Here is a 26,156-nt window from a genome sequence, read left to right as displayed (position 1 = left end):
ATTCCTTAGAAATTACTCATCATCATATTGAGGACCGGCATAGTTGTCGAAACGCGACCACTGTCCGTTAAAGGTCAGACGTACCGTACCGATGGGGCCGTTACGTTGCTTACCAATAATAATTTCGGCGATCCCTTTCAGGTCGCTGTTCTCGTGATAGACCTCATCACGGTAGATGAACATGATTAAGTCGGCATCCTGCTCAATGGAGCCGGATTCACGCAGGTCGGAGTTGACCGGGCGTTTGTCTGCACGCTGTTCCAGGGAGCGGTTAAGCTGCGACAGCGCCACTACCGGCACGTGAAGCTCTTTAGCTAACGCCTTGAGCGAGCGGGAAATCTCTGCAATTTCCAGCGTACGGTTGTCGGAGAGCGACGGGACGCGCATCAGCTGAAGGTAGTCGATCATGATAAGGCCGATGCCGCCGTGTTCACGGGCGATGCGGCGCGCGCGGGAGCGCACTTCCGTCGGCGTCAGGCCGGAGGAGTCATCGATATAGATGTTCCGTTTTTCCAGCAAAATGCCCATGGTGCCGGAGATGCGCGCCCAGTCCTCGTCGTCGAGCTGGCCGGTACGGATGCGGGTCTGATCCACGCGCGACAGGGATGCCAGAGAACGCATCATAATCTGCTCCGAGGGCATCTCGAGACTGAAAATAAGCACCGGCTTATCCTGCAACATCGCCGCGTTTTCGACGAGGTTCATCGCAAATGTCGTTTTACCCATCGACGGACGCGCCGCGACGATAATCAAATCCGACGGCTGAAGACCCGCCGTTTTTTTGTTGAGATCGTCATAGCCTGTGTTCACCCCGGTCACGCCGTCGTGCGGCTGCTGGAAAAGCTGCTCTATACGCGCAACGGTGGCGTCGAGCACGTCGGCGATGTTTTTCGGGCCTTCATCTTTGTTGGCACGGCTTTCGGCGATTTTAAAGACGCGGGACTCAGCAAGGTCGAGCAGGTCTTCGCTGGTGCGGCCCTGCGGGTCGAATCCGGCTTCGGCGATTTCGTTCGCTACCGAGATCATCTCGCGGACGACGGCACGTTCGCGCACGATGTCGGCGTAAGCGCTGATGTTCGCCGCACTTGGCGTGTTTTTTGACAGCTCTGCCAGGTAGGCAAAGCCGCCGACGCTGTCCAGCTGCCCCTGACGCTCCAGCGATTCCGCGAGCGTGATCAGGTCAATCGGGCTGCCGGACTCCTGCAGGCGCGCCATTTCGGTAAAGATATGGCGGTGCGGACGGGTGTAGAAATCTTCAGACACTACACGCTCGGCGACGTCGTCCCAGCGTTCGTTATCCAGCATTAAACCGCCCAACACCGACTGTTCCGCTTCAATCGAGTGCGGCGGGACTTTTAACCCTGCGACCTGGAAATCACGCTCGCGAGGTTCAGTCTGTTTGTTGAAGGGTTTGTTTCCTGCCATAGTGAATGGAGTTACCGAGATAAAGAGTGGGTCGAAAGATTACCATATTTTTCTTACGGAGGGAGCATGGCAACGCGCATTGAGTTCCAGAAACACGGCGGTCCTGAAGTGCTGAAAGCGGTGGAGTTTACCCCCGCTGCGCCTGGCGAGAACGAAATTCAGGTTGAAAACAAAGCCATCGGCATTAACTACATTGATACCTATATTCGCGGCGGGCTCTACCCGCCTCCGTCAATGCCGAGCGGCCTGGGCACTGAAGCGGCCGGCATCGTCAGCAAAGTGGGCAGTGCGGTTAAGCACATTAAAGAAGGCGATCGTGTGGTGTATGCACAGTCTGCCCTGGGCGCTTACAGCTCCATCCACAACGTCCCGGCGGATAAAGCCGCCCTGCTGCCTAACGCCATCTCCTTTGAGCAGGCGGCGGCCTCCTTCCTGAAAGGGCTGACGGTCTATTACCTGCTGCGCAAAACCTACGAAATTAAGCCCGATGAGCAGTTCCTGTTTCATGCTGCCGCCGGTGGCGTGGGGCTGATTGCCTGCCAGTGGGCGAAAGCCTTAGGCGCGAAGCTGATCGGCACCACAGGCAGTGCGCAAAAAGCCCAGCGTGCGCTGGACGCGGGCGCGTGGCAGGTGATCAACTATCGGGAAGAGAGCATCGTCGAGCGGCTAAAAGAGATCACCGGCGGCAAAAAAGTACGCGTCGTGTATGACTCGGTGGGGAAAGACACCTGGGAAGCGTCGCTGGACTGCCTGCAGCGTCGCGGGCTGATGGTGAGCTTTGGTAACGCCTCAGGCGCTGTCACCGGCGTCAATCTCGGCATTCTGAATCAGAAAGGGTCGCTGTACGTGACGCGCCCTTCTTTGCAGGGTTACATCACCAACCGGGAAGAACTGGAGGAAGCCAGCAACGAGCTGTTCTCGCTAATAGCCAGCGGCGTGATTAAGGTGGATGTGGCGGATGCGCAGAAATACCCGCTAACCGATGCGCAGCGCGCGCATGAGGTGCTGGAAAGCCGGGCGACGCAGGGTTCAAGTTTGCTAATTCCCTGACCCCCAAAAAGAAATTGGGCTTCCCGTGGGAAGCCCTTTCTTTTTTTAGTTCGGCTGTATGTAGGGTACAGCTCGATGAATTCTGTAGCGGCAGCCATAGTGACAGATTCGATAAGTAAATCCTATTCTGTTCTAAGCCATGCTGCCGGAAAAGTTACAAGTATGTGACGAACCCCTCAATACCTTAGTAACGGAAGCGGTTATTGCGCTGATAAGTCGGCAGTTTTGGCGCTTTAATCGCCCGTATTACCCACACCACGGCGATAGCCAGCAGCAGCCACGGCAGCAGTTTGATCGTCAGGGCAAATAATCCGCCGATAAACATAACTACCGTAGCCACAACGAGCGCGGCCAGAATGCCGAGCAGCGACACGCCCGTGACCATCAGCATGACAAAAAAGCCAATCACAAAAAGTAGTTCAAGCATGGTGCTCTCCCACGAGTTCCCGAATGATGCTGCAATCATTACAAGAATCATGCCAAAGCTAACCTATTGTTCTTAAAGCAAAACGCCCCGCGAGGATCCGCAGAGCGTGGTGAATTTGACGATCTTTTAGCGAAATTATCGCTTATCCGCCACCAGCCGCAGCGCATGTTCCAGCACCTCAATATCGGCACCGGCTTTATGCGCGTTCTCACTGAGGTAGCGACGCCACTGGCGCGCGCCCGGAATACCCTGGAACAGGCCAAGCATATGGCGGGTGATGTGGCCAAGATAGGTGCCATTGCTCAGCTCGCGCTCAATGTAAGGGTACATGGCACGCACGACGGCAACCGGGTCGGTGTCTGCGCCTGCAACGCCAAAGATTTCGCGGTCGACGGTCGCCAGAATGCCCGGATTTTGATACGCCTCGCGCCCGACCATCACGCCATCCATATGTTCAAGGTGCGCTTTGGCCTCTTCCAGAGACTTGATGCCGCCGTTGATTGACATCGTCAGGTGCGGGAAATCACGTTTCAGCTGGTACACGCGCGGGTAGTCCAGCGGCGGGATCTCACGGTTCTCTTTCGGGCTAAGGCCTGAAAGCCAGGCTTTGCGGGCGTGGATGATAAACATCTCACACTCGCCTTTCCCTGACACCGTATTGATGAAATCGCACAGGAATTCGTAGCTGTCCTGGTCGTCGATGCCGATACGGGTTTTGACCGTCACCGGAATGGAGACCACATCGCGCATCGCTTTGATGCAGTCCGCCACCAGCTGTGCGTTGCCCATCAGACAGGCGCCGAACATGCCGTTTTGCACGCGGTCGGAAGGGCAGCCAACGTTCAGGTTGATCTCGTCGTAGCCGCGCTCTTCCGCCAGCTTTGCACACTGGGCCAGCGCGACCGGATCGCTGCCCCCCAACTGCAGCGCAACCGGATGCTCTTCTTCACTGTATGCCAGGTAGTCGCCCTTACCGTGAATAATTGCGCCCGTGGTCACCATTTCGGTGTACAGCAGCGTATGGCGGGAGAGCTGGCGCAGGAAATAGCGGCAGTGTCTGTCCGTCCAGTCGAGCATCGGCGCAATAGAGAAACGGTGTGCAGGAAAAGCGGTCTGGTGTTCTGACGACATGGCGAAGTTTTAAGCATCTGGTGGAAAAGGGGCGCTACTATAGCACAAAGAAAAGCCGGAGGCGCAGCGCCTCCGGTGTACTTTAGAACGTCATGCTCAGCTGAGCTCCTGCGCCCCAGGTTTCGTCCTCGCCATACAGGCCCATCAGGTCAACATGAACGGTATTGAACGGCGCGAAACCGACACCGCCGGTAAAGACGTTGCTGTCGTTCCCTTTCATATCCGCACGATAACCGGCACGCACCGCCAGCCAGCTCAGCGGAGTCACTTCAGCACCGACCCCAACATACTGCGACGTATCTTCGCTCTTAAATCCTTTGGTTTCGGTCAGATCGCCATCGGCGGTCAGGGTCACCAGATCGTTGTGCCAGGCAGCGCCCGCGGTCACCAGCGGACGGATCTGGTAGGTGTCTTTATAGCTCACCACTTCCCCCGTACGCCCGTTGCGGATGCGGATATCTTTGGTGTCGATATCGCGCGACATCAGGTTTTGCCCGCTCACGCCGACCGTCCAGTTTTCGCCAAAATCAGCGGCAATACCGGCATCGACGTTAAAGCCGGTATCGTCTGTACGGTAGCGGCTATCGTTCCACTTATTACTGTCGTAATCGTAGATCGAGGTGGTGTAGTTATAGATCCAGCTTTTTTGCAGTTTTGGCGTCACGCCCACGGAAACCGGAACGCCGCCAAGGTCAAACTGGCGGGCAACGGCAATACCGTAGTCGGAGATAATCGCCGCCCGACCGGACGCCGTTGAGTTGAGGTTTTTAGTGATCTGGTCCGTGCCGTTCAGCGCAGCGTCCAGGGCAACGCCGGCAGCCACCAGATTGCTTCTTTGAATACCGCGCAGATAATCAATATCCTGCTGGTCGATAGACGAACTTACCCGGCCATGGGCGTACCCTTTCGCCATAAAGGCCACGGAAAGCACATCGTTAGGTATACTCACCGCAAGCCCTGCCCCTGCCGTCGCGCGAGCGGTTTTGCCCTTGAGATAGTCCAGCTCATCAGCCAAATCTTTGGCCGCGCCCTGGAACTGGTTGATGGAGCCTAAAGGATTAGTGATGACCTGAATTGGCGTAAGATTATCAACCACATCCTTGTAGTGATTGATTTTGTCGTTGATGGTATCAATCTCATCCTGAAGATTGTCCTCATCCGTTACCTGCACCCCAACGGACGGCAAAATGACCGTCACGTCATCGTCCGGCTTTGCCTTTGCCAGCAGCGCGGGGTTGATTAACGCCCCACTGCCATAACTGCCCGAAGCAACGCCGGTGCCCCCCATCGCGTCGCTACGTGATTCTGTCCAGGTATTGGCTGCTCCCGCCTGATTTGCCATAAACAAGGAGACAGCGATGCTAACCACCGAAAATTTAAAATGTTTTTTCACAGTATGCCCGTCTTATAGTCTGTTATGAAATAACCCCTGTCTGTTATCCCCCAAACAGGCGCGAACTATTGCTGTGAATAAAGATAAAAAGACCCGCTAATTCATTCCCTAAGTAAAACTTCCTTACGGCCTGTTGTAATTTGTGACGGCCCTCAATATTTATAGAAGAGGAAATTATTTTTTCCCAGGTTTTCCATCGTGCGGCCCAAAAAACTGTGGCGGATGGTCTACCCAGCGATCTTCCCGCGTGGCGGCATAAACCGGATTGAGCGGATAGTAGATGCGGTTGTGCTTCTTGTTGGCCTCCCCCACCACCAGTAGCCGAACCTCTTCCTCTGTGTTGTTGATAAAGGTGTGGCACACCCCCGTTCCGGCGGGAAAGCCCACGCTGTCTCCGGGTTCGAGTTTCCACAAATAGCCATTAATCCAGGCTTCAGGATAGCCCTCAAGCACGTAGATAAACTCTTCTTCGTCACTTTCCGCATGGGGATAGGACGTCCGACGTCCCGGTGGTAAACGTTCATGATGAATGCCTATACGCCTGAGGCCCAGGCTGCGCGCCAGCGGCGATCCGATGGAAAAAAGCTCGTTACTGTCGGGGTAGGTGGCGTCATCTGGCCTTTCTACGTCGCGCCAGTGCTTGATACAGTCTGGTTTTTTCATTGTTACATTCCCGGTTTGCGATGCGTCAGGTATAGCACAGCCTGGCGGATATCGGTGTTTTTGCCAGAACATGATAAAGTGAGGGTTTTATCTCCCAGAACATCCGAGGTGCTAAATGGATAAGTCCACAAAAGAGCTGTTAGCGCAGGCCGAAAAGCTGTGCGCGCAACGCAATGTGCGCCTGACCCCGCAGCGCCTTGAAGTCTTGCGCCTGATGAGCCTGCAACAGGGGGCGATCAGCGCCTACGATCTACTCGACCTGCTCCGCGAAAGCGAGCCGCAGGCTAAACCGCCCACGGTGTATCGCGCGCTGGATTTCCTGCTGGAACAAGGGTTTGTGCATAAAGTTGAATCCACAAACAGCTATGTCCTGTGCCATCTTTTCGATCAGCCAACGCATACATCGGCCATGTTTATCTGCGATCGTTGCGGCGTAGTGAAAGAAGAGGGAGCGGAAGGCGTAGAGGACATTATGCACACGCTGGCGGCAAAAATGGGTTTTGCCCTGCGTCATAACGTGATTGAAGCGCACGGGCTGTGTTCTGCATGCGTTGAGGTGGAAGCCTGTCGACATCAGGATGCGTGTCAGCACGACCACTCAATTCTGATAAAGAAAAAGCCGCGTTAGCAGCAAAAGAAAGGCGGCTCTTAAGCCGCCTCTGTGGGTTATTCAGCGTTACCAGCGGTAGTCGTTACGGGTTTCCCAGTCTTTGACTTCGTTTTCCGCCTGATCTTTCGCGTAGCCGTAACGTTCCTGAATTTTACCGACAAGCTGATCGCGCTTGCCTTCAATGACGGTCATATCGTCATCAGTCAGCTTACCCCACTGTTCTTTCGCTTTACCTTTGAACTGCTTCCAGTTGCCGCCGATTTCGTCTTTATTCATCATCGTGTCCTCTTAGTTAAGCGTCGGGTCGTAACGTCCGTTACGTTCTTTTCTGCTGGACGTGATAATAATTGTAGTTGAGGATTCGGCAGTTGATTTCATATTCGGAATCTTTAACCGTCACGATATATCGTGACGGGAAGGAAGCCAGGTATTATTTTGCCAGTGGCGATGCCAGATAAAGGCAAGCGAGAGGCCGCGCAGGGAGAGAAAGACCGCAAGCGCCAGCCACAAACCGTGATTACCCAGCCACGGAAGCGTCAGCAGCGTCAAACCAAACCCCGCCGCCGCAACCGCCATACTGTTGCGCATTTCCGCTCCGCGCGTCGCACCGATAAACATGCCGTCCAGCAGATAACACCACACCCCCACCACCGGCAAGATCACCTGCCAGACGATGTAGTGGTCCGCCAGTTCACGTAAAGCCGGGATCGAAGTGAGTAATGCAATAATGTCACGGCCAAAACAGGCATAAATCAGTGCAAACGCCAGCGCGACCAGTCCCGCTTGTCGACAGGCTGCCCGCCAGACATCCCTAAGCTGGCCACTTTCCCGCGCGCCGTACGCCTGCCCGGAATGCGCCTCAACGGCGTAGGCGAAGCCATCCAGCGCGTAGGCGGTAAACGTCAGCAATGTCATCAGGACCGCATTCACCGCGACGATCTCAGGCCCAAGACGGGCACCAAAAACCGTCAATGCGCCAAAACAGAGTTGTAGCAGAAGCGAGCGCAGCATGATGTCACGGTTGAGCGCCAGCAGTTTACGGATATTGCCGCGCCATGCGGTTTTCAGCATTACGAGGGATATCCCGCGCAGGGCCATCACGCGCCAGACCATCCACAGCCCAATGAGTAAGGTTCCGTATTCGGCAATCGCCGTCGCCAGTGCCGCCCCGCGCACGTCCATATGCAGGCCCATCACCAGCCAGAGATCGAGCACAATGTTGAGAAGGTTTCCCACGACCAGCAAAATCACTGGCGCACGGGCGTATTGCACACCCAGTAACCAACCCAGCAGAACCAGGTTTGCCAGCGAAGCGGGCGCGCTGAGCCAGCGGATTTCCAGGAAGCGACGCGCCTGCTCCAGTACCGCCTCGCTGCCACCAACAACATGGAGCGCAAAGTCTATCAGGGGCGTGCGCAGTAAAACAATGAGTACCCCCGCGCCAAGCGCCAGGATCAGCGGCTGCACCAGCGCACGCGCCAGACGTAACGGATCTTTCGCACCATACGCCTGTGCCGTGAGCCCGGTAGTACTCATACGCAAAAAGAGCAGCAGCATAAACAGGAAGCTGGTTGCCGTCGCGCCAATCGCCACGCCGCCAAGATAAACAGGGGAATCGAGATGACCAATAACGGCCGTATCGACCAGACCCAGCAAGGGCACGGTGATATTGGAGAAAATCATCGGCAGGGCAAGACGCCACAATGCCTTATCAGATGCCGTCAGCAGTGACATGAGAGATACCGGGAAGGGTAAATGAAGCAGGCTACAGCGGAAGCGTAGCCTGTCAGGAAGAGATTACAGCCATTCGCCGTTACGAATCACGCCAACAGCCAGACCTTCAATAGAGAAACTCTGTTCGCGGAGGTCGACCACAATCGGGGTGAACTCGTTGTTTTCGGGCAACAGCTGAACAGTGTTACCCTGTTTTTTCAGGCGCTTAACGGTCACTTCGTCATCAATGCGCGCAACCACCACCTGGCCGTTTCGCACATCCTGCGTTTTGTGAACGGCCAGAAGGTCGCCATCAAGAATGCCGATGTCTTTCATCGACATCCCGCTAACGCGCAGCAGAAAATCAGCGCTCGGCTTGAACATACCAGGATCGACCTGGTAGTGACCTTCAATATGCTGTTGTGCCAGCAGCGGTTCACCTGCAGCAACGCGGCCTATCAGCGGAATGCCCGTCTCTTCTTCCACCAGCAGGCGGATACCACGCGACGCGCCTGACACAATCTCAATCACACCCTTACGCGCCAGCGCTTTCAGGTGTTCCTCGGCAGCATTCGGAGAACGGAAACCCAGACGCTGCGCGATTTCCGCACGCGTGGGTGGCATACCCGTCTGGCCGATATGATCCCGAATGAGATCAAACACCTCTTGCTGCCTGGTCGTTAATGCTTTCATTCCGCCCCCTGGGTGTATATACAGTTATGCTGTGAGTATATACAGTCAAAGGCGATTTTGGAACCAAAAACTGCACAAAAAACCAGGGACTTAATTATTCCTCGAGCATCATCGGAAATGTGACCAAAGCAGCGTGACCCAGGTAATGGCTGCGGTGATAATCGCCAGCAGGACAGCGGCGGAGCCCATATCTTTCGCGCGGCCAGAGAGCTCGTGAAAATCAGAGCCGATCCGGTCGACCACGGCCTCAATAGCGCTATTGAGAATTTCCACTATCATCACCAGAAGTACGGAACCGATGAGAAGCACGCGGGTAATGGCATCTACATCAAGGAAACAGGCGATGATAACCGCGACGATAGCGGCGACACCTTCCTGGCGAAAAGCAGCTTCATTGACCCACGCGGCACGGAAACCTTTCCATGAATAGCCGGCGGCTTTGATGATACGCGTCAACCCAGTGGTATTATTGGCCATTAAAAGAACCTTTTTTAAAAAAGAGCGTCAGTAACAGGAGCTGCAGCGCGTTTCGCTGCCGCCTGAAGTATGACGGGTAACAACAGAAATTTTGCGCGCTTTCTGTTATCCTTGCGCCGCAATTGCATTATTAACCAGAGGCTTTACATCGTTTATGTCCGGCTGGCCACGAATTTACTACAAATTACTTAATTTACCATTAAGCATACTGGTAAAAAGCAAGTCTATCCCAGCAGAACCCGCGCTGGAACTGGGGCTCGATACGTCGCGCCCTATTATGTACGTTTTGCCTTATAACTCTAAGGCAGACCTGCTAACGCTCCGTGCCCAGTGTCTGGCGCATGATTTACCCGATCCACTTGAACCACTGGAAGTTGACGGCACTTTGCTGCCGCGCTACGTGTTCATTCACGGCGGGCCGCGCGTGTTTACCTATTACACACCGAAAGAAGAGTCCATCAAGCTGTTCCACGACTATCTCGACCTGCACCGCAGCAATCCTGACCTGGATGTACAGATGGTGCCGGTATCGGTGATGTTTGGTCGCCGTCCGGGCCGCGAAAAAGGCGAAGAGAACCCGCCGCTGCGCATGCTTAACGGCATCCAGAAATTCTTCGCGGTCTCCTGGCTGGGACGCGACAGCTTTGTGCGCTTCTCCCCTTCCGTCTCCCTTCGCCGAATGGCGGACGAGCACGGCACTGACAAGATCATCGCGCAAAAACTGGCGCGCGTGGCACGTATGCACTTCGCCCGTCAGCGCCTGGCGGCCGTAGGGCCACGTCTTCCGGCGCGTCAGGACCTGTTCAACAAGCTGCTGGCCTCCAAAGCGATCGCCCGCGCCGTTGAAGACGAAGCGCGCAGCAAGAAAATTTCCCATGAGAAAGCCCAGCAGAACGCCATTGCGCTGATGGAAGAGATCGCAGCGAACTTCTCCTACGAGATGATTCGCCTGTCCGATCGTATTCTCGGCTTTACCTGGAACCGCCTGTATCAGGGCATCAACGTGCATAACGCTGAGCGTGTACGTCAGCTGGCGCACGATGGTCATGAGATTGTCTATGTCCCCTGCCACCGCAGCCACATGGACTACCTGCTTCTCTCCTACGTGCTCTATCACCAGGGACTGGTACCGCCGCACATTGCCGCCGGTATTAACCTGAACTTCTGGCCAGCAGGCCCGATTTTCCGCCGCCTGGGCGCGTTCTTTATTCGTCGTACCTTCAAGGGCAACAAGCTCTACTCCACCGTGTTCCGCGAGTATCTAGGCGAGCTGTTCAGCCGCGGCTACTCCGTAGAGTACTTCGTTGAGGGCGGGCGCTCCCGTACCGGTCGTCTGCTCGATCCGAAGACCGGCACGCTGTCGATGACCATTCAGGCGATGCTGCGCGGCGGTACGCGTCCAATCACGCTTGTGCCAATTTACATTGGCTATGAGCACGTGATGGAAGTTGGCACGTACGCCAAAGAGCTGCGCGGTGCGACCAAAGAAAAAGAGAGCCTGCCGCAGATGCTGCGCGGCCTGAGCAAGTTACGCAACCTGGGTCAGGGCTACGTAAACTTTGGCGAGCCGATGCCGCTGATGACGTATCTGAACCATCATGTTCCGGATTGGCGCGAGTCTATCGATCCTATCGAAGCGGTGCGTCCGGCCTGGCTGACGCCAACGGTGAACGGTATCGCGTCCGAACTGATGGTGCGCATTAACAACGCCGGTGCGGCCAATGCGATGAACCTGTGCTGTACGGCGCTGCTGGCTTCACGTCAGCGTTCCCTGACCCGTGAACAGCTCACGGAGCAGCTGGACTGCTATCTGGACATGATGCGCAACGTGCCATACTCGGTTGATTCGACAGCCCCTTCTGCTACCGCCAGCGAGCTTATCGATCACGCGCTGCAGATGAACAAGTTCGAAGTCGAGAAAGATACGATCGGCGATATCATCATTCTGCCGCGCGAGCAGGCCGTACTGATGACGTACTACCGCAACAACATCGCTCATATGCTGATGCTGCCGTCGCTCATGGCGGCCATTATCACCCAGCATCGCCGTATTTCACGTCAGGAGCTGTTGCGCCACGTTGAGACGCTCTACCCAATGCTTAAAGCGGAGCTATTCCTGCGCTGGAGCAAGGAAGAACTGGCCGTTGAGCTGGATAAACTGACGGAAGAGCTGCGCCGTCAGGGGCTGATCACCGTTGCGAACGACGAGTTGCACATCAATCCGTCACGCTCCCGTACCCTGCAACTGCTGGCGGCCGGTGCGCGCGAAACGCTGCAGCGCTACGCCATTACGTTCTGGCTGCTGAGCGCGAACCCGTCGATCAACCGCGGCACGCTGGAGAAAGAGAGCCGGACGCTGGCGCAGCGCCTGTCCGTTCTGCACGGCATTAACGCCCCGGAATTCTTCGACAAAGCGGTCTTCAGCTCGCTGGTGCTGACGCTGCGTGACGAAGGCTTCATCAGCGATACGGGCGATGCCGAGCCAGAAGAGACGCTGAAGGTTTACCAGATGCTGGCTGAACTGATTACGTCGGATGTGCGCTTGACGATTGAGAGCGCGACGCAGGGCGAGTAACACAATGCCGGGTTATGGCCCGGCCTGATGCCCTGGATAATAAAAAAGGCCCGGTAAGCGATGACGCTACCGGGCCTTTTTTGCCTTGTTAAATCATTGCATTTAGCTGAGCAGCGTAAAGGCAATCATCCCGACAATGGCCCCGGTGGTGCCGAGGATGGTTTCCATCAGCGTCCAGGTTTTCAGCGTTTGCGCTTCGGTCGCACCGGTAAACTTGCCGAACAGCCAGAAGCCAGCGTCGTTAACGTGCGAGACGACAATCGAACCGCCCGCGATGCAGATAGACAGCGCGGCCATCTGCGCACCGGAGTAGTTGAGCTGTTCAATTACCGGCATCACCAGACCCACGGCGGTTAAGCACGCCACGGTTGCAGACCCCTGAATGATACGCACCGCCGCAGCCAGCACGAAGCAGGTTACCGCAATCGGCAGGCCCATTCCGGTCAGTGCTTCACCCAGAGCCGGGCCCACGCCGGAATCCACCAGCACCTGCTTGAACACGCCGCCGGCACCGATCACCAGCAGGATAATACCCGCAGGCTGCAGCGCGGCACCACAGATCTCCATCACGCGGTCTTTCGGCATACCCTGGCGCATCGCCAGGCCGTAAATCGCCACCAGACACGCCACCAGAATCGCCGTGAACGGGTGACCGATGAACTCAAACCATTCGTACGCGGCAGAACCGACCGGCACAAAGCGCGCGGCGATGGTTTTCAGGCCCACCAGCACCAGCGGGAGCAGGATCAAAGAAAGGCTAAAGCCGAATGACGGCATTTTGCCTTCGCCCAGGTGCGGCTCGGTGATGTCGTCCGGAATGTGCAGCTCAACGTAACGGCTGATGAAATTGCCCCACAGCGGACCGGCGATAATCATCCCCGGGATGGCCGCACACAGGCCAATCAGGATCATCCAGCCAAAGTCCGCGTGCATCTGGGAGGCCAACAGCATAGGGGCAGGCCCGGGCAGCAGAAACGCCGCAGCCGCCGCCACGCCCGCAAACAGGGGAATGACCAGCTTCACGAGGTTAGTGCCGGTATGGCGCGCCATGGAGAAGGCGACGCTGATGAGCAGCACCACCGCCACTTCGAAGAACAGCGGCAGTGCGCAAATCAGACCGGCCAGGCCAATCGCGTAGTGCGCGCGGCTGTGCCCGAAGGATTTGAGCATTTTGACGGCAATCTGGTCGACCGCGCCCGTCTCATGCAGAATCTTGCCAAACATCGCGCCCAGCGCGACCACAATCGCCAGGAAGCCCAGCGTGCCTCCCATCCCTTTTTCCATCGTCGCGGCGATCTTGTCGAGCGGCATACCGGAAAAGAGACCTGCACCAATAGAAACCACCATCAAAGCAACGAAGGCGTGCATACGCGCCTTCATCACTAAAAACAGCAGCAGCAATACCGAACCCACTGCTGTCAAAACTAGCGTTAATGTACTCAAAACTTACTGCCTTTTGTTAATGACCTCGATGGTGCTGGCTACAACACCTTCCAGCGGCTGATCGATATCAACCACTAAGACGTCTTTTTCATCTTCACCCGGCTCCTGAAGCGCTTCGAACTGCGTCACCAGCATCTGGGTTTTAAAGAAGTGGCCTTTACGCGCTTTCAGACGGCTTTCAATCACCCCGAAATCGCCTTTCAGGTAGATGAACGAGAGGTTCGGATTGCCGTCGCGCAGCAGGTCGCGGTAGGTTTTTTTCAGCGCGGAGCAGACGATCAGGGAAACTTTGTTGGTGCGCTGCATCGCGAACGCGGCGTCATTCAGCGCCTGCAACCACGGTTTGCGGTCGTCGTCGTTCAGCGGCTCGCCGGAAGCCATTTTCATGATGTTGCTGCGCGGATGGAGGAAGTCACCATCAAGAAACGCAGCCTGAAGTTGATGCGCCACTTCGCTCGCCACGGCAGATTTACCGCTACCGGACACGCCCATCAGGACGTAAACGTGGTGATCGTGATTAGTCGTGCTCAAAGGGTGTCCCTCAGTCAATTGTTACGGGTAACAGTTATCGGTAACATTGTCCTGCTGGGGCAAAAGAGAAGCAATATCCAAACGTGCGCGAAGTGAATAAGTGTGAGCTACTTCAAATTTGTCAGTTCAAATAGATCCACCCGGTGACAAGGTGAAACCTAAATCTAACATTTTAGGGGTAACCGTCTCTCCACGAATGCGCGCCAGCAGGCGTTCTGCGCCAATGCGGCCCATGCGTTCACGCGGTGTCAGAACGCTCGCCAGACGCGGCTCCATCACCTGACCAATATCGTGGCCGTGGAAGCCGGCAATCGCCATATCCTCAGGGATCTTCAACCCCAGACGCTGGCATTCGAACGCTGCACCGACCGCAAGGTCATCGTTGGTACAGAAAATACCGTCCAGTTGCGGATACTCGCGTCGTGCCTGACGCATCAGCTCAATACCCGAGGTGTAAGATGAGGACTGCTCCACCATCACGCTGTACGGGGTTAAATTTGCGTCGAGCATCGCCTGCTCGTATCCCTTCTGTTTGATGATAGTACGTTCATCAAGACGCGCACCCAGATAGGCAATATGACGATGACCGCGGGCGATGATCGCCGCTGTCATCTGACGAGCCGCTTCAAAGTTATCGAACCCAACGGCGATGTCGAGGCATGGCGACTGGCTGTCCATGAGCTCCACCACCGGAATACCGGCGACTTCAATCATTTTGAGCGTGCGGGCAGTGTGGGTACGTTCGGTTAAAATCAGGCCGTCAATGTTCCAGGAAAGCATTGATTCAAGACGTTCCTCTTCCAGTTCCGGCTTGTACCCATAGTGAGCGAGCATGGTCTGGTAGCCAAACGCATCGGTGACGCTTTCAATGCCGCGCAGAACTTCAGCGAAAACCTGGTTGGTCAGGGAAGGAAGCAGAACGCCCACCGCACGGCTGGTCGCATTGGAGAGAATATCGGGGGCGCGGTTGGGAATATAACCCAGTTCATCAAGGGCGGCGGCAATCTTGCCACGCAACGCCACGGAAACCTGTTCCGGGTTACGTAAAAAACGGCTGACCGTCATTTTGGTCACACCGACGCGATCGGCGACATCCTGAAGTACGGGGCGTTTCTTTTTCATCGTCCTGAGAAATCTTGAAGTGAGAGATTTGCTCAGTTTATCACGGACAAAGCTCAACCTTCCCCGTTTAAAGGGAAGGTTGAGAAATTATTTAGACCGGAGGCAGGTCAAACAGCAGGATTTCGCTTTCGCTGTCGGCGTGCACGGAGAGCGCCTGCTCATCCCAGACGGCCAGACCATCGGCGGTGGTGGCTTTGGTGCCGTTGATAGACACTTCCCCTTTCACCACCTGGATCCAGACGCGGCGGTTGGCGGCAATCTGGTGCACGGACTGCTCGTCTTTCGCCAGCGCCCAGCGGTACAGCTCCATATCCTGATGCACTTTCAGGGAACCTTCACGCGCGTCCGGGGACAGCACCAGCTGTTTGCCCTGTTTCGCGTCGAAGCGGCGCTGCTCGTAGCGTGGCGTGATGCCGGTCTCTTCTGGAATGATCCAGATTTGATACAGGTGCAGTTTTTCCGTTTTGCTCGGGTTGTACTCAGAGTGACGCACCCCGGTACCCGCGCTCATAATCTGGAACTCGCCCGCCGGCACCTGCTCTTTGTTGCCCATGCTGTCCTGGTGCTCAACCGCCCCTTCCAGCACATAAGTCAGGATTTCCATGTCTTTGTGCGGGTGGGTACCGAAGCCCTGGCCTGCATCAATCACGTCGTCGTTAATCACGCGCAGCGCGGAGAAGCCCATGAAGTTCGGGTCGTAGTAGTCGGCAAACGAGAATGAATGCCATGAGTCCAGCCAGCCATGATTTGCGTGACCGCGTTCGTTTGCTTTGCGTAAGTAGATCATTGTTTTCACCCTCAGTTCGTTTCGATGGAGTAAGTGTGGACTCAAACGGTCGGGGATCATAGAGGGTGAAAATTGACTCCTCTGTTCAAAAATTATGAACAAGCCCAGAGGAGCCGTTTTTGCTTATTTCGCGAGGGTTACCGTGGCAGGAGAAGCCTGCTCGAAGGCCCGTTCAAGGATTTCAAGGTTGGTCAGAACGTCAGATTCCTTGACGTAATTCGGCGCGCCGCTGGTAAGGGTTTCATACAGCGCATCGTAGACGCGGCCATAGTCGCCGGTTTCCGGTTTCAGCTCTTCTTTGACCGTTACGCCCTCATCGTTCACATACTCCAGCACGCCCACGGAATCGTCCGCCGCAAAGCCCGGTTCGCCCGGCATGATGTTGGCCTTCAGGCTGGTCTCCTGCTGGTCAATGCCGTACTTAATGAACGAACCTTTGGTGCCATGAACGATAAATTTTGGGTAGTCGATTTTCACCAGATGACTGGTTTTAACGATAGCCTTAAGGTCGCCGTAGAACAGCTGCGCCTCGAAGGTGTCGTCCGGGTTGGCTTTATTGCGCAGGCTGCGGATGTCGTAAGCCACGTGGTCCGGGCGGCCAAACAGGGAGATGATCTGGTCCATGGTATGCACGCCCAGACCATAGAACGAGCCGTCCTGCGGCAGGCCGGGCTGGGTTTCCGCCACCGGGCGGTAGTAATCGAAGTGGCTTTCGATTTCCACAATGTCGCCAAGCTTGCCGCTCTCAATCGCCTTTTTCGCCGTCAGGAAACAGCTGTCAAAGCGACGGTTCTGATACGGTGTGACGGTCAGCCCTTTGCTTTTCGCCAGCGTAAACAGCGCTTTCGCTTCGGCAATGGTCGGGGTGAACGGCTTTTCCACCAGCACGTTCTTCCCCGCTTCGAGCGCGCGTTTCGCATAGTCAAAATGGCTGTCGGCGTGGGTGCAGACAACCACCAGCTTTACCTGCGGGTCATTCAATACTTCATCGAGATCGCTGGTGAAGTGAATGTGGGAGTACTGCGGGGATTGCTCTTCCGGCTTCGCGCGGCGGCGGTAGATATGGGCCACATGCCAGGTGTCTTTACGGTGGAGGACATACGGAAGGTGGTAACGCGTGGTGCTTTTGCCAAATCCAATAAATGCGCAATGTAGTGTCATGGCTCAGTCCTTTTGGAAGGTTACTGAGTTTAACCATAACAAAAAAAAAGCCAGCGAGAAGCTGGCTAAAGTAATACTGGAAGCAATGTGAGCAATGTCGTGCTTTCAGGTTCCCGTAGGGGTCCTCCTGAATGCAAAGCAATAATAATCATTCTCATTCGCACTTGTCCAATACTTTTTGCAAAAAATAGCGGTTGACTCAAATTTTAAAGTCATTGATGTTGGAGGGGACTTTTAACCGACTGAGGAACAAGGAATGAGTGAGATAGTGATACGCCACGCTGAACCGAGAGATTACGATGCCATTCGTCAGATCCACGCCCAGCCGGAGGTGTACCACAACACGCTACAGGTTCCTCATCCCTCAGAGCAGATGTGGCATGACCGGCTAACCGATCAGCCCGGCATTAAACAGCTGGTAGCTTGTATCGACGGGACCGTCGCCGGGCACCTGTGCATTGCCGTCGCACAACGCCCGCGTCGCAGCCACGTTGCCGATTTCGGTATTTGTGTGGGTGCGCAATGGCAAAATCGGGGCGTTGCCAGCGCGCTGATGCGAACCATGATTGATATGTGCGACAACTGGCTGCGCGTCGATCGCATTGAGTTAACGGTATTTGTTGATAACGAACCGGCAATCGCGGTGTACAAAAAGCACGGGTTCGAAATTGAAGGCACCGGCAAGCGCTACGCCCTGCGCAACGGCGAATATGTGGACGCGTACTTCATGGCGAGAATGAAGTGACACACTCCCCTCTCCCCTATGGGGAGAGGGTTAGAGTGAGGGGAATAATCAATACCCCGCCGTCAAATCATCCACCGAACGCGGATCCGACGCGCCAAACAGCGCGCCGTCTGGCCCCACCATAATGCTCTGGGTGCTGCCCATCGCCTCTTTCACCGCAACCTTCTGTCCGCGCTGCTCCAGCAGCTTGATGGTATCCGGGCTAAAGCCCTTCTCCACGCGCAGCTCGTCCGGCAGCCACTGATGATGGAAACGCGGCGCATTGGTCGCCTCGGCGACGTTCATGCCAAAGTCGATGCTGTTCACCACCATCTGTAGCACGGTAGTTATGATGCGGCTCCCGCCAGGGCTGCCGGTCACCAGCCAGGTTTTCCCGTCTTTCACCACGATGGTTGGCGACATGGACGACAGCGGACGCTTCTTCGGCCCCACCGCATTCGCATCGCCGCCGACCAGCCCGTAGACGTTTGGCACGCCCGGCTTGGCGGAGAAGTCATCCATCTCGTTGTTCAGCAGAATGCCGCTGTTGCCCGCTACGATCCCGGTACCAAAGGTAGTGTTGAGCGTGTAGGTCACCGCCACCGCATTGCCGTCTTTATCCACCACCGAGAAGTGCGTGGTCTGGTTGCTTTCATACGGCGCCAGCTTGCCGGGGCGGATCTCGCTCGACGGCTTAGCCTTGTTGATGTCGATCTGATCGGCAATGGATTTTGCATACGCCTTGTTGGTCAGCGCCTGCCACGGCACCTTCACGAAGTCCGGATCGCCGAGATATTCCGAGCGGTCGGCATAGGCGCGTTTTTCCGCCTCCGCCATCACCTGCATGGCATCCGCGCTGCCGAAGCCGAACTTGTGCATATCAAAGTTTTCAAGAATATTGAGGATCTGCACGATGTGAATGCCCCCGGAGGACGGCGGCGGCATGGAGAACACCTCGTAGCCGCGATAGGTGCCGCTAATCGGCTCGCGCTCCACCGCCCTGTATTCCGCCAGGTCCGCTTTGGTGATAAGCCCGCCGTTCTTCTGCATCTCTTCGGCAATCTGGTCGGCAATCGCCCCTTTGTAGAACGCGTCCGGGCCGTGCTCCGCAATCAGCTCCAGGCTTTTGGCGAGATTCTTCTGCACCAGCTTATCGCCCTTCTTCAGCGGTTCACCGTCTTTCCAGAAGATCGCCTTGCTGTTTTCGTGATTGGGAATGACTTCACTGCCGTAGGTCTTGAGGTCGTCCGCCAGGGCGTCATTGACCACAAAACCCTCCCGCGCCAGCCTGATGGCAGGCTGCACCACCTTGTTCAGCGGCATCGTGCCGTATTTTTCCAGCGCCAGCGAGAAGCCCGCAACGGTGCCCGGCGTGCCGGAGGCGAGGTGCGAGGTCAGAGATTTTTTACTGTCCGGGTTCCCCTGGTCGTCGAGGAACATATCGCGGGACGCCTGAGAAGGCGCCATTTCGCGGAAGTCGATGGCCGTGGTTTTGCCGTCTTTGGTGCGCAGCATCATAAAGCCGCCGCCGCCCAGATTCCCCGCCTGCGGATGCGTTACCGCCAGCGCATAGCCGACCGCGACCGCTGCATCCACCGCGTTACCGCCCTGCTTAAGAATATCGACGCCCACTTGGGTCGCCAGCGCGTCAACCGAGGCCACCATGCCGTGCGTGGCCCGCACGGGGTGAAAAACATCCTCCTCCACGCCGTAAGAGACGGGAGGAGCGGCGGGCGGGTTGGCCGCCACGGTAAATGTGCCGCCTGCCATCAGCGCGGCGATGGCGACCCAGCGCAAGAAGGTTGGTTTCATCATTATTGTTCTCCAGGTGAAGGGATCCATATTCCCCGCTTAAGCCTGGTTCACAACTCCTAAAAAATCATCGTCATGGTGAAATCAGGGTAAACTTAAGAGAGGCCTCAAGAGGAGGAAATGACAATGAAACGCTTGATGATTATTGCGGCGCTGATCCCGTTTGCCGCGCTCGCACAGCCACTCAACACCATGAATAACCCGAACCAGCAGGGTTACGTTATCCCGAGCCAGCAGCGCATGCAGACCGAGATGATGAGCCAGCAACAGCAGCAGAAAGGGATGCTCAATCAGCAGCTGAGAACGCAGACCCAGATGCAGCAGCAGAGCCTGCAAAACCAGATGAACGCCAACACCCAGCGCGTGCAGCAGGGACAGGTGCGCGAGCAGCCGCTGCCAAATAAAAACGGCGGGATGTTAGGGGGCGGGATGTCGCAAAGCAGCGGTCAGCAGCATATGCTGCCGACCCAGCAGAACGGCAGTATGCTCAATAAATAAATTTCGGGCCGATCTGGTCAATCGCATCGGTACAGATGCTGTCTACGCCCCAGCGCAGCAGTTCGGCTGCGCGCTGGGGTTTGTTGACGGTGTAGACCAGGATATGCAGACCCGCGTCTTTCAGCATTTTCACCCGCGACTCATCCAGCAGCTTGTGGTTCAGATGGATAGAGACGCAGCCTAAGCGGCCCGTCAGTTCACGCCAGTCCTCACGCCACTCGTCCAGCAGCAGCCCGCGCGGCAGCTCCGGTACAGCTGCCTGTGCGGCCTCCAGCGCGTCGATGTCAAACGACGACAGCAGCGGCGCGGTCATGCCTTCCCACAGCTCGCGCGCGGCAAGGGCAATCACTTTGCCCGTCAGCGGCCCGGTGCCGGTGGTCGGCTTAATTTCAATGTTGGCCATCATGCCGTGCTGGCGACAGCGATCGGCCACTTCCGCCAGCAGGGGCAGCGGTTCGCCTTTGAATTCGCCGCTGTACCAGCTTCCGGCGTCCACCTTCAGCAGATCGCGCCACGGCAGTTCACCCGCCACGCCCCAGCCGTTGCTGGTGCGTTCAAGGTTGTCGTCATGCAGCAGGAAAATTTCGCCGTCCTTCGACAGCTTGGCGTCGAACTCGATCATCGTGTGGCCGTAGCGCGCGCCGACATCGATCGCCGCCAGGGTGTTTTCCGGGGCCAGCTTACCGCCGCCACGGTGGGCGACGATGTGGGGGTAAGGCCAGTTGCTCATACTCGTTGTCCTGTTTCACCGTCAAAAAGGTGCAGATGGTTTTCCGGCAGGTGGAGCCACAGCGTGCTGCCCGCTTTCGGGCGCTCCTGATGCGCCAGGCGCACCACCATTTTTTGCTCGCCCCAGCGCCCGTGCGCCAGGTTATCTGCACCCAACATCTCCAGCGTGTCCATCACCAGCGGCACGCCGCCGTCCGCCTGAGAGGTTAAACCAATATGCTCGGGGCGGATACCGAGCGTCATCTTACGCCCGGCGTAGCCACGATAGTACCAGTTGATCGGCAGCGCCATCCCGCTTTCCAGTTCAAAGTGGGTGCCCGCGCTGCTGATGCGCCCTTCCAGCAGGTTCATCGCCGGGCTGCCGATAAAGCTCGCCACAAAGCGGGTGGCCGGTTTTTCGTACACTTCCACCGGGGTGCCAATCTGCTCGGCAACGCCTTTGTTCATCACCATTACGCGCTGGGCGAGGGTCATGGCTTCGACCTGATCGTGGGTCACGTACAGTGACGTGGTTTTCAGACGACGGTGCAGCTGCTGCAGCTCAAGGCGCATCTGTACGCGCAGCTTGGCGTCGAGGTTAGACAGCGGCTCGTCGAACAGGAATACCGCCGGGTCACGCACGATAGCGCGCCCCATTGCCACGCGCTGGCGCTGGCCGCCGGAGAGCTCGCGCGGACGGCGCTTGAGCAGGCCGTCCAGCTCCAGAATGCGCGCGGCTTCTTTCACGCGCTCGTCAATATGGCCTTTGCCCATGCCGCGGATTTTCAGCCCCCAGGCCATGTTCTCTTCCACGCTCATGTGCGGATAGAGGGCGTAGTTCTGGAACACCATCGCGATGCCCCTGTCTTTCGGCTCCATCTCGGTGACGCGCTGGCGGTCAATCCAGATATCCCCGGACGTGACGCGCTCCAGCCCCGCCACCATGCGCAGCAGCGTGGACTTCCCGCAGCCGGACGGGCCGACCATCACGATAAATTCACCGTCCGCCACGTCGAGCGTCAGCGGCTGAATGACCTGGGTTTTACCGTCCCAGCTTTTGGTAACTGCCTGAAGTTTTAAACCTGCCATCTTATTTCTCGCTATCGACCAGGCCGCGGACAAACGCGCGCTGCATGGCTAAAACAATGACTACGGGTGGGATTAGGGTGAGCAGCATCGCCGCCATCACCTGGTTCCAGAGGGTGGTGCCTTCACCGGTGGCAATCATGCCTTTGATGCCCGCCACGGCGGTGCCAAGGTTGACGTCCTGAATAATCAGCAGCGGCCACAGGTACTGGTTCCAGCCGTAGATAAAGGTGATCACAAACAGCGCCGCAAGGTTGGTTTTCGACAGCGGCAGCACGATGTCGCGGAAGAAGCGCATCGGGGAGGCACCGTCGATGCGCGCGGCCTCAATCAGCTCGTCCGGCAGGGTCATAAAGAACTGGCGGAACAGGAAGGTGGCGGTCGCCGAGGCCATCAGCGGCAGGGTTAAGCCCGCGTAGCTGTCCAGCATCTTCAGGTTGGCAATCACCTCCACCGTCGGGAAGATACGCACCTCCACCGGCAGCATCAGGGTGATGAAAATCATCCAGAAGAACAGGTTACGCAGCGGAAAGCGAAACCAGACGATGGCGAAGGCCGAGAGCATCGACACCGTAATTTTGCCCACCGTAATGCCGAACGCCATGATGAAGCTGTTGAGCATCATCAGCCAGAACGGCGCGCTGTTGGCGCCCACGCCCTGGGTCCAGATGGTTTTCATGTTCTCGAAAAGATGCCCGCCCGGGATCAGCGTCATCGGCGTGTCGAACACCGCTTTGGTGTCCAGCGTGGCGGCGACAAAGGCCACGTACAGCGGGAACAGGATGACGATATTCCCTAAAATCAGCATGGTATGGCTGAAAATCGTCAGCCCTCGACGGTTCTCAATCATTGGTAGCGCACCTTACTTTCAACATAGCGGAACTGCACCACCGTGAGGATGATGACGAGGAACATCAGCACGACGGACTGGGCGGCAGAAGCAGAGAGATCCAGCCCCGCAAAACCTTCGCGGTAGATCTTATAAATAAGCGTCGTTGTCGCCTGCACCGGGCCGCCCGCGGTGGCGGCGTCGATCACCGGGAAGGTGTCGAAGAAGGCGTACACGAGGTTAACCACCAGCAGGAAGAAGCTCACCGGGGCAATCAGCGGCAGGGACAGCCTGAAGAAGCGCCGAATCGGCCCTGCGCCGTCAATCGCGGCGGCCTCCACCAGTGAACGCGGGATGGACTGCAGCGCGGCAAAGAAGAACAGGAAGTTATAGCTGATCTGCTTCCACACCGAGGCGAACACCACCAGGAACATCGCCTGACCGCTGTTCTGGGCGTGGTTCCAGTCGTAGCCGAACTCTGCCAGGAAGTGAGTAATCAGCCCGCGTCCGGGGTTAAACAGGAAGATCCACAGCACAGCGGCAACGGCGGGGGCCACGGCGTAAGGCAGCAGCATCAGGGTCTGATACAGGCGGCTGCCGCGCACCACGTAATCCACCAGCGCGGCGAAAAACAGCGAGGCAACAAGACCGCTCACGGTGACCAGCGCGCTGAACTTCATCGTCGTCCAGAAGGAGTCCAGGTAGTAGCTGTCATGGAATAGCGCGGTAAAGTTGTCCAGCCCGACGAACTGGCTGGAGAGCCCGAACGGATCGACGCTTTGTACCGAGTACCACAGCGCTTCGCCCGCAGGCCAGATAAAGAAGATAACGGTGATGACCAGCTGAGGCGCGACCAACAGGTACGGCAGCCAGCGGGAGCGAAACACCGGACGAGATGAGGACATGGAGATTGGGTTCCTGAACAATGCCGGGTGGCGGCTGCGCCTTACCCGGCCTGGATGGGGCACGTCGTAGGCCCGGTAAGCGCAGCGCCACCGGGCGAATCACAGATTACGATTTCGTCGACTGCTCAAAGCGGCGCAGCAGCTGATTCCCGCGCTCTACTGCGGAATCCAGCGCCTGCTGTGGCGTTTTCTTCCCGGTCCACACGCTTTCCAGCTCTTCATCCACGATGGTGCGGATCTGCGGCATGTTGCCCAGACGCAGGCCTTTAGTGAACGGCAACGGCGGCTTGTTCAGCATCTGACGCGTCGCGATGTCCGCGCCCGGGTTTTTGCTGTAGAAGCCCTGCTCGCGGGTCAGGTCATACGCGGCTTTGGTGATCGGCAGGTAGCCGGTCTTCTGGTGCCACTCGGCGGCATTTTCCGGCTTCGCCAGGAAGTCGAGGAACTCGGCGACGCCTTTATAGGTGCCCTTATCTTTACCCTGCATCACCCACAGGCTCGCCCCGCCGATGATGGCGTTCTGCGGCGCGCCCTTCACGTCAGCGTCGTACGGCATCATGCCCACGCCGTAGTTGAATTTGGCGTAGTGGCGGATATCCGCCAGCGAGCCGGACGAGGCGGTGGTAATGGCGCAGTCGCCGTTGTAGAACTTCTCGGTGGATTCGTCTTTACGCCCGAAGTAGCTGAAGTCGCCCTTCTTGTTCAGATCGGCAAGCAGCGCAATGTGCTTCACCTGCTCCGGCTTGTTGAACTCGAGTACCGCGTCAGTGCCGTCGAAGCCATTGTTTTTGGTGGCAACAGGCAGGCCGTGCCAGGCGCTGAAGTTTTCAATCTGGATCCAGCCCTGCCAGCCGCTGGCGTAGCCGCACTTCATCCCCGCTGCTTTCAGCTTCGCGGTGTATTCGGCCAGGTCCTGCCAGGTTTTTGGCGGCTGCTCCGGATCTAAACCGGCTTTTTTGAAGGCGTCTTTGTTGTAGTACAGCACTGGCGTGGAGCTGTTAAACGGCTGGGACAGCAGGTGACCAGTTTTGGAATCGGTATAGTAACCCGCTACGGTCGGCACGAACCGGGATTCATCGAAGTTGATGCCCGCTTCTTTGAACACTTCATACACCGGCTTGATAGCTTTGGAGGCCATCATGGTGGCGGTGCCCACTTCATAAACCTGTAACAGCGCAGGCGCGTTACCGGTACGGAAGGCGGCGATGCCCGCGCTCAGGCTCTGCTCGTAGTTACCTTTGTACACCGGCACAATTTTGTAATCCGGGTGGGTGTCGTTGAAACGCTGCGCCAGGGAGTCAACCTCTTTACCCAACTCCCCTTCCATGGAATGCCAGAACGGAATGGTGGTCACAGCCATTGCGTTCGTCGCAAAAGCCAGACCCAGTGCCAGACCCAAAGCTGTGTGTCGTAACGATGTCATTGTCATCTCTCTTATTGTGCCGGATGCGCGATATCACGCGTTTTATGCTCGCGAGGTAACATGACATGCTCGAATGACAGAAAAATAACTGTTTGTTTACAGATAAGTGACAGTAAAAGGTCAGGGGGATGATGGTTGTGTGAAGGGAATTAGGTGCATGATTGGGTGCGGTCTGGTGCCCTCACCCCGGCCCTCTCCCTGTGGGAGAGGGAGAAAACACTAAAAAAGGCAACTTGCGTTGCCTTTTTGCTTTTACCTATCCGCCTAAATACGCGCTCCGCACCGCTTCGTTCGCCAGCAGCGCGTCGCCAGTGTCTTCCAGCACCACGCGGCCGTTCTCCAGCACGTAGCCACGGTCAGCGAGCTTCAGCGCCTGGTTGGCGTTCTGCTCGACGAGGAAGATGGTCATCCCCTCTTTGCGCAGCTGTTCGATGGTGTCGAAGATCTGCTGGATGATGATCGGTGCCAGACCGAGCGACGGTTCATCCAGAAGCAGCAGACGCGGCTGGCTCATCAGCGCGCGGCCAATCGCCAGCATCTGCTGTTCACCGCCGGACATGGTGCCCGCACGCTGGATGCGGCGCTCCCACAGGCGCGGGAAGAGTTCGTACACCCACTTGATGCGGGTCTGGTATTCATCGCGGTGAGCGAAGAACCCGCCCATCGCCAGGTTCTCTTCCACCGTCATGCGGGAGAAGACGCGGCGCCCTTCCGGGACAATCGCCACCGCCTCACGCATGATTCTGGCGGTCTGCCAGTCGGTAATGTCTTTACCATCGAACACAATCCGCCCGCTGGTGGCGCGCGGGTCGCCGCACAGGGTGCCGAGCAGCGTAGTTTTACCCGCGCCGTTGGCGCCAATCAGGGTGACGATTTCACCCTGATTGATGTGCAGGCTGACGTCGTGCAGCGCCTGGATCTTGCCGTAGTGCGCATTGACCTTGTCGAACGTTAACATCGCTTTTTCCAT

26 protein-coding genes and 1 pseudogene are annotated in these 26,156 nt (G+C 56.9%); 5 read left to right on the top strand and 22 right to left on the bottom strand.

The features are described from left to right. Nucleotides 1-12: 12 nt before the first annotated feature. On the bottom strand, nt 13-1,425 hold the full coding sequence (gene dnaB, locus DG357_RS01590) for a replicative DNA helicase (RefSeq protein ID WP_008503375.1): 1,413 nt from the start codon (nt 1,423-1,425) through the stop codon (nt 13-15). A gap of 66 nt (nt 1,426-1,491) precedes the next feature. Between dnaB and DG357_RS01585 the strand changes: the two genes are divergently transcribed. Further along, entirely contained in the window at nt 1,492-2,475 is a 984-nt protein-coding gene (locus tag DG357_RS01585; protein ID WP_049137647.1) for a quinone oxidoreductase, read from the top strand. A 184-nt stretch (nt 2,476-2,659) separates the two neighbouring features. Here DG357_RS01585 and pspG read toward each other — a convergent pair whose 3' ends face one another. From pspG to DG357_RS01565, 4 genes are all read right to left on the bottom strand, one after another. Continuing rightward, nucleotides 2,660-2,902, bottom strand: coding sequence for an envelope stress response protein PspG (gene pspG, locus DG357_RS01580; protein ID WP_028015168.1), 243 nt, complete (start codon nt 2,900-2,902; stop codon nt 2,660-2,662). A 135-nt stretch (nt 2,903-3,037) separates the two neighbouring features. After that, the gene (gene dusA, locus DG357_RS01575; RefSeq protein ID WP_049137649.1) at nt 3,038-4,033 is read right to left on the bottom strand and encodes a tRNA dihydrouridine(20/20a) synthase DusA; all 996 of its coding nucleotides are present in this window, start codon (nt 4,031-4,033) and stop codon (nt 3,038-3,040) included. Nucleotides 4,034-4,115: 82 nt separating this feature from the next. Next, nucleotides 4,116-5,375 carry a conjugal transfer protein TraF gene (gene traF, locus DG357_RS01570; RefSeq protein ID WP_408608537.1) on the bottom strand — a complete coding sequence of 420 codons (1,260 nt, stop codon included), beginning with the start codon at nt 5,373-5,375 and terminating at the stop codon, nt 4,116-4,118. Nucleotides 5,376-5,600: 225 nt separating this feature from the next. Beyond that, on the bottom strand, nt 5,601-6,089 hold the full coding sequence (locus tag DG357_RS01565; RefSeq protein ID WP_088204517.1) for a cupin domain-containing protein: 489 nt from the start codon (nt 6,087-6,089) through the stop codon (nt 5,601-5,603). A gap of 115 nt (nt 6,090-6,204) precedes the next feature. Between DG357_RS01565 and zur the strand changes: the two genes are divergently transcribed. Continuing rightward, nucleotides 6,205-6,717, top strand: a complete 513-nt coding sequence (gene zur / locus DG357_RS01560; protein WP_028015164.1) for a zinc uptake transcriptional repressor Zur — start codon at nt 6,205-6,207, stop codon at nt 6,715-6,717. 48 nt (nt 6,718-6,765) lie between these two features. On the opposite strand, the gene DG357_RS01555 is transcribed toward zur, so the two are convergent. The 5 genes and pseudogenes from DG357_RS01555 to DG357_RS01540 all read right to left on the bottom strand — a co-directional run bounded on the left by DG357_RS01555 (nt 6,766) and on the right by DG357_RS01540 (nt 9,582). Next, a complete protein-coding gene (locus DG357_RS01555; RefSeq protein ID WP_014882139.1) occupies nt 6,766-6,975 on the bottom strand; it encodes a CsbD family protein in 210 nt (69 codons plus the stop codon). Nucleotides 6,976-7,024: 49 nt separating this feature from the next. Beyond that, a pseudogene (locus DG357_RS23280) lies at nt 7,025-7,099 on the bottom strand (hypothetical protein); the annotation flags it as partial. Further along, nucleotides 7,096-8,433, bottom strand: a complete 1,338-nt coding sequence (dinF, locus tag DG357_RS01550; protein ID WP_088204518.1) for an MATE family efflux transporter DinF — start codon at nt 8,431-8,433, stop codon at nt 7,096-7,098. The gene dinF and the pseudogene DG357_RS23280, both read right to left, overlap by 4 nt. A gap of 63 nt (nt 8,434-8,496) precedes the next feature. After that, nucleotides 8,497-9,105, bottom strand: coding sequence for a transcriptional repressor LexA (gene lexA / locus DG357_RS01545; protein WP_028015162.1), 609 nt, complete (start codon nt 9,103-9,105; stop codon nt 8,497-8,499). 108 nt (nt 9,106-9,213) lie between these two features. Beyond that, nucleotides 9,214-9,582 (bottom strand): diacylglycerol kinase, encoded by a 369-nt coding sequence (locus tag DG357_RS01540; protein WP_014830281.1) that lies wholly within the window; start codon nt 9,580-9,582, stop codon nt 9,214-9,216. A 154-nt stretch (nt 9,583-9,736) separates the two neighbouring features. Here DG357_RS01540 and plsB point away from each other — a divergent pair, with 154 nt between their 5' ends. Beyond that, on the top strand, nt 9,737-12,157 hold the full coding sequence (gene plsB, locus DG357_RS01535) for a glycerol-3-phosphate 1-O-acyltransferase PlsB (RefSeq protein ID WP_028015161.1): 2,421 nt from the start codon (nt 9,737-9,739) through the stop codon (nt 12,155-12,157). A 102-nt stretch (nt 12,158-12,259) separates the two neighbouring features. Here plsB and gntU read toward each other — a convergent pair whose 3' ends face one another. From gntU to DG357_RS01510, 5 genes are all read right to left on the bottom strand, one after another. After that, nucleotides 12,260-13,600 carry a gluconate transporter gene (gntU, locus tag DG357_RS01530; protein WP_047366855.1) on the bottom strand — a complete coding sequence of 447 codons (1,341 nt, stop codon included), beginning with the start codon at nt 13,598-13,600 and terminating at the stop codon, nt 12,260-12,262. A 3-nt stretch (nt 13,601-13,603) separates the two neighbouring features. Then, nucleotides 13,604-14,131, bottom strand: a complete 528-nt coding sequence (gene gntK / locus DG357_RS01525; protein ID WP_045260947.1) for a gluconokinase — start codon at nt 14,129-14,131, stop codon at nt 13,604-13,606. 126 nt (nt 14,132-14,257) lie between these two features. Next, nucleotides 14,258-15,253, bottom strand: coding sequence for a gluconate operon transcriptional repressor GntR (gene gntR, locus DG357_RS01520; protein ID WP_014882133.1), 996 nt, complete (start codon nt 15,251-15,253; stop codon nt 14,258-14,260). A 91-nt stretch (nt 15,254-15,344) separates the two neighbouring features. Then, nucleotides 15,345-16,040 (bottom strand): pirin family protein, encoded by a 696-nt coding sequence (locus DG357_RS01515; protein WP_003861565.1) that lies wholly within the window; start codon nt 16,038-16,040, stop codon nt 15,345-15,347. A 123-nt stretch (nt 16,041-16,163) separates the two neighbouring features. Then, on the bottom strand, nt 16,164-17,201 hold the full coding sequence (locus tag DG357_RS01510) for an oxidoreductase (protein ID WP_028015159.1): 1,038 nt from the start codon (nt 17,199-17,201) through the stop codon (nt 16,164-16,166). Between the two features lie 256 nt (nt 17,202-17,457). Between DG357_RS01510 and yhhY the strand changes: the two genes are divergently transcribed. Further along, nucleotides 17,458-17,946: an N-acetyltransferase gene (yhhY, locus tag DG357_RS01505; protein WP_028015158.1), complete on the top strand. Its 489-nt coding sequence runs from the start codon at nt 17,458-17,460 to the stop codon at nt 17,944-17,946. A 48-nt stretch (nt 17,947-17,994) separates the two neighbouring features. On the opposite strand, the gene ggt is transcribed toward yhhY, so the two are convergent. Then, nucleotides 17,995-19,740 (bottom strand): gamma-glutamyltransferase, encoded by a 1,746-nt coding sequence (gene ggt, locus DG357_RS01500; protein ID WP_074171895.1) that lies wholly within the window; start codon nt 19,738-19,740, stop codon nt 17,995-17,997. Between the two features lie 123 nt (nt 19,741-19,863). Between ggt and DG357_RS01495 the strand changes: the two genes are divergently transcribed. Continuing rightward, entirely contained in the window at nt 19,864-20,235 is a 372-nt protein-coding gene (locus DG357_RS01495; protein ID WP_045260950.1) for a DUF2756 family protein, read from the top strand. Here DG357_RS01495 and ugpQ read toward each other — a convergent pair. From ugpQ to livF, 6 genes are all read right to left on the bottom strand, one after another. Continuing rightward, the gene (ugpQ, locus tag DG357_RS01490) at nt 20,225-20,965 is read right to left on the bottom strand and encodes a glycerophosphodiester phosphodiesterase (protein WP_088204519.1); all 741 of its coding nucleotides are present in this window, start codon (nt 20,963-20,965) and stop codon (nt 20,225-20,227) included. The two genes, DG357_RS01495 and ugpQ, sit on opposite strands and share 11 nt — an antisense overlap. Then, entirely contained in the window at nt 20,962-22,032 is a 1,071-nt protein-coding gene (locus DG357_RS01485; protein ID WP_047362620.1) for a sn-glycerol-3-phosphate import ATP-binding protein UgpC, read from the bottom strand. Before DG357_RS01485 ends, ugpQ begins: the two co-directional genes overlap by 4 nt. 1 nt (nt 22,033) lies before the next feature. Next, entirely contained in the window at nt 22,034-22,879 is an 846-nt protein-coding gene (ugpE, locus tag DG357_RS01480; RefSeq protein ID WP_088204520.1) for a sn-glycerol-3-phosphate ABC transporter permease UgpE, read from the bottom strand. Beyond that, nucleotides 22,876-23,763, bottom strand: a complete 888-nt coding sequence (ugpA, locus tag DG357_RS01475) for a sn-glycerol-3-phosphate ABC transporter permease UgpA (protein ID WP_023618241.1) — start codon at nt 23,761-23,763, stop codon at nt 22,876-22,878. The genes ugpE and ugpA overlap by 4 nt, the downstream gene beginning before the upstream one ends. 106 nt (nt 23,764-23,869) lie before the next feature. Continuing rightward, nucleotides 23,870-25,186, bottom strand: a complete 1,317-nt coding sequence (gene ugpB, locus DG357_RS01470) for a sn-glycerol-3-phosphate ABC transporter substrate-binding protein UgpB (protein WP_041911554.1) — start codon at nt 25,184-25,186, stop codon at nt 23,870-23,872. A 256-nt stretch (nt 25,187-25,442) separates the two neighbouring features. After that, nucleotides 25,443-26,156 (bottom strand): high-affinity branched-chain amino acid ABC transporter ATP-binding protein LivF, encoded by a 714-nt coding sequence (gene livF / locus DG357_RS01465; RefSeq protein ID WP_008500102.1) that lies wholly within the window; start codon nt 26,154-26,156, stop codon nt 25,443-25,445.

Source organism: Enterobacter bugandensis (genome assembly GCF_900324475.1).
GTDB lineage: Bacteria > Pseudomonadota > Gammaproteobacteria > Enterobacterales > Enterobacteriaceae > Enterobacter > Enterobacter bugandensis.
Note: the sequence above shows the minus strand (reverse complement) of the source record. Positions and strands in the feature narration are given on the sequence as shown.

Bases quoted from the DNA above. Each gene is read 5' to 3' on its own strand.
- dnaB (WP_008503375.1), bottom strand. From the start codon at position 1,425: ATGGCAGGAAACAAACCCTTCAACAAACAGACTGAACCTCGCGAGCGT.
- DG357_RS01585 (WP_049137647.1), top strand. From the start codon at position 1,492: ATGGCAACGCGCATTGAGTTCCAGAAACACGGCGGTCCTGAAGTGCTG.
- pspG (WP_028015168.1), bottom strand. From the start codon at position 2,902: ATGCTTGAACTACTTTTTGTGATTGGCTTTTTTGTCATGCTGATGGTC.
- dusA (WP_049137649.1), bottom strand. From the start codon at position 4,033: ATGTCGTCAGAACACCAGACCGCTTTTCCTGCACACCGTTTCTCTATT.
- traF (WP_408608537.1), bottom strand. From the start codon at position 5,375: ATGGCAAATCAGGCGGGAGCAGCCAATACCTGGACAGAATCACGTAGC.
- DG357_RS01565 (WP_088204517.1), bottom strand. From the start codon at position 6,089: ATGAAAAAACCAGACTGTATCAAGCACTGGCGCGACGTAGAAAGGCCA.
- zur (WP_028015164.1), top strand. From the start codon at position 6,205: ATGGATAAGTCCACAAAAGAGCTGTTAGCGCAGGCCGAAAAGCTGTGC.
- DG357_RS01555 (WP_014882139.1), bottom strand. From the start codon at position 6,975: ATGAATAAAGACGAAATCGGCGGCAACTGGAAGCAGTTCAAAGGTAAA.
- dinF (WP_088204518.1), bottom strand. From the start codon at position 8,433: ATGTCACTGCTGACGGCATCTGATAAGGCATTGTGGCGTCTTGCCCTG.
- lexA (WP_028015162.1), bottom strand. From the start codon at position 9,105: ATGAAAGCATTAACGACCAGGCAGCAAGAGGTGTTTGATCTCATTCGG.
- DG357_RS01540 (WP_014830281.1), bottom strand. From the start codon at position 9,582: ATGGCCAATAATACCACTGGGTTGACGCGTATCATCAAAGCCGCCGGC.
- plsB (WP_028015161.1), top strand. From the start codon at position 9,737: ATGTCCGGCTGGCCACGAATTTACTACAAATTACTTAATTTACCATTA.
- gntR (WP_014882133.1), bottom strand. From the start codon at position 15,253: ATGAAAAAGAAACGCCCCGTACTTCAGGATGTCGCCGATCGCGTCGGT.
- DG357_RS01515 (WP_003861565.1), bottom strand. From the start codon at position 16,040: ATGATCTACTTACGCAAAGCAAACGAACGCGGTCACGCAAATCATGGC.
- DG357_RS01510 (WP_028015159.1), bottom strand. From the start codon at position 17,201: ATGACACTACATTGCGCATTTATTGGATTTGGCAAAAGCACCACGCGT.
- yhhY (WP_028015158.1), top strand. From the start codon at position 17,458: ATGAGTGAGATAGTGATACGCCACGCTGAACCGAGAGATTACGATGCC.
- ggt (WP_074171895.1), bottom strand. From the start codon at position 19,740: ATGATGAAACCAACCTTCTTGCGCTGGGTCGCCATCGCCGCGCTGATG.
- DG357_RS01495 (WP_045260950.1), top strand. From the start codon at position 19,864: ATGAAACGCTTGATGATTATTGCGGCGCTGATCCCGTTTGCCGCGCTC.
- ugpQ (WP_088204519.1), bottom strand. From the start codon at position 20,965: ATGAGCAACTGGCCTTACCCCCACATCGTCGCCCACCGTGGCGGCGGT.
- DG357_RS01485 (WP_047362620.1), bottom strand. From the start codon at position 22,032: ATGGCAGGTTTAAAACTTCAGGCAGTTACCAAAAGCTGGGACGGTAAA.
- ugpE (WP_088204520.1), bottom strand. From the start codon at position 22,879: ATGATTGAGAACCGTCGAGGGCTGACGATTTTCAGCCATACCATGCTG.
- ugpA (WP_023618241.1), bottom strand. From the start codon at position 23,763: ATGTCCTCATCTCGTCCGGTGTTTCGCTCCCGCTGGCTGCCGTACCTG.
- ugpB (WP_041911554.1), bottom strand. From the start codon at position 25,186: ATGACATCGTTACGACACACAGCTTTGGGTCTGGCACTGGGTCTGGCT.
- livF (WP_008500102.1), bottom strand. From the start codon at position 26,156: ATGGAAAAAGCGATGTTAACGTTCGACAAGGTCAATGCGCACTACGGC.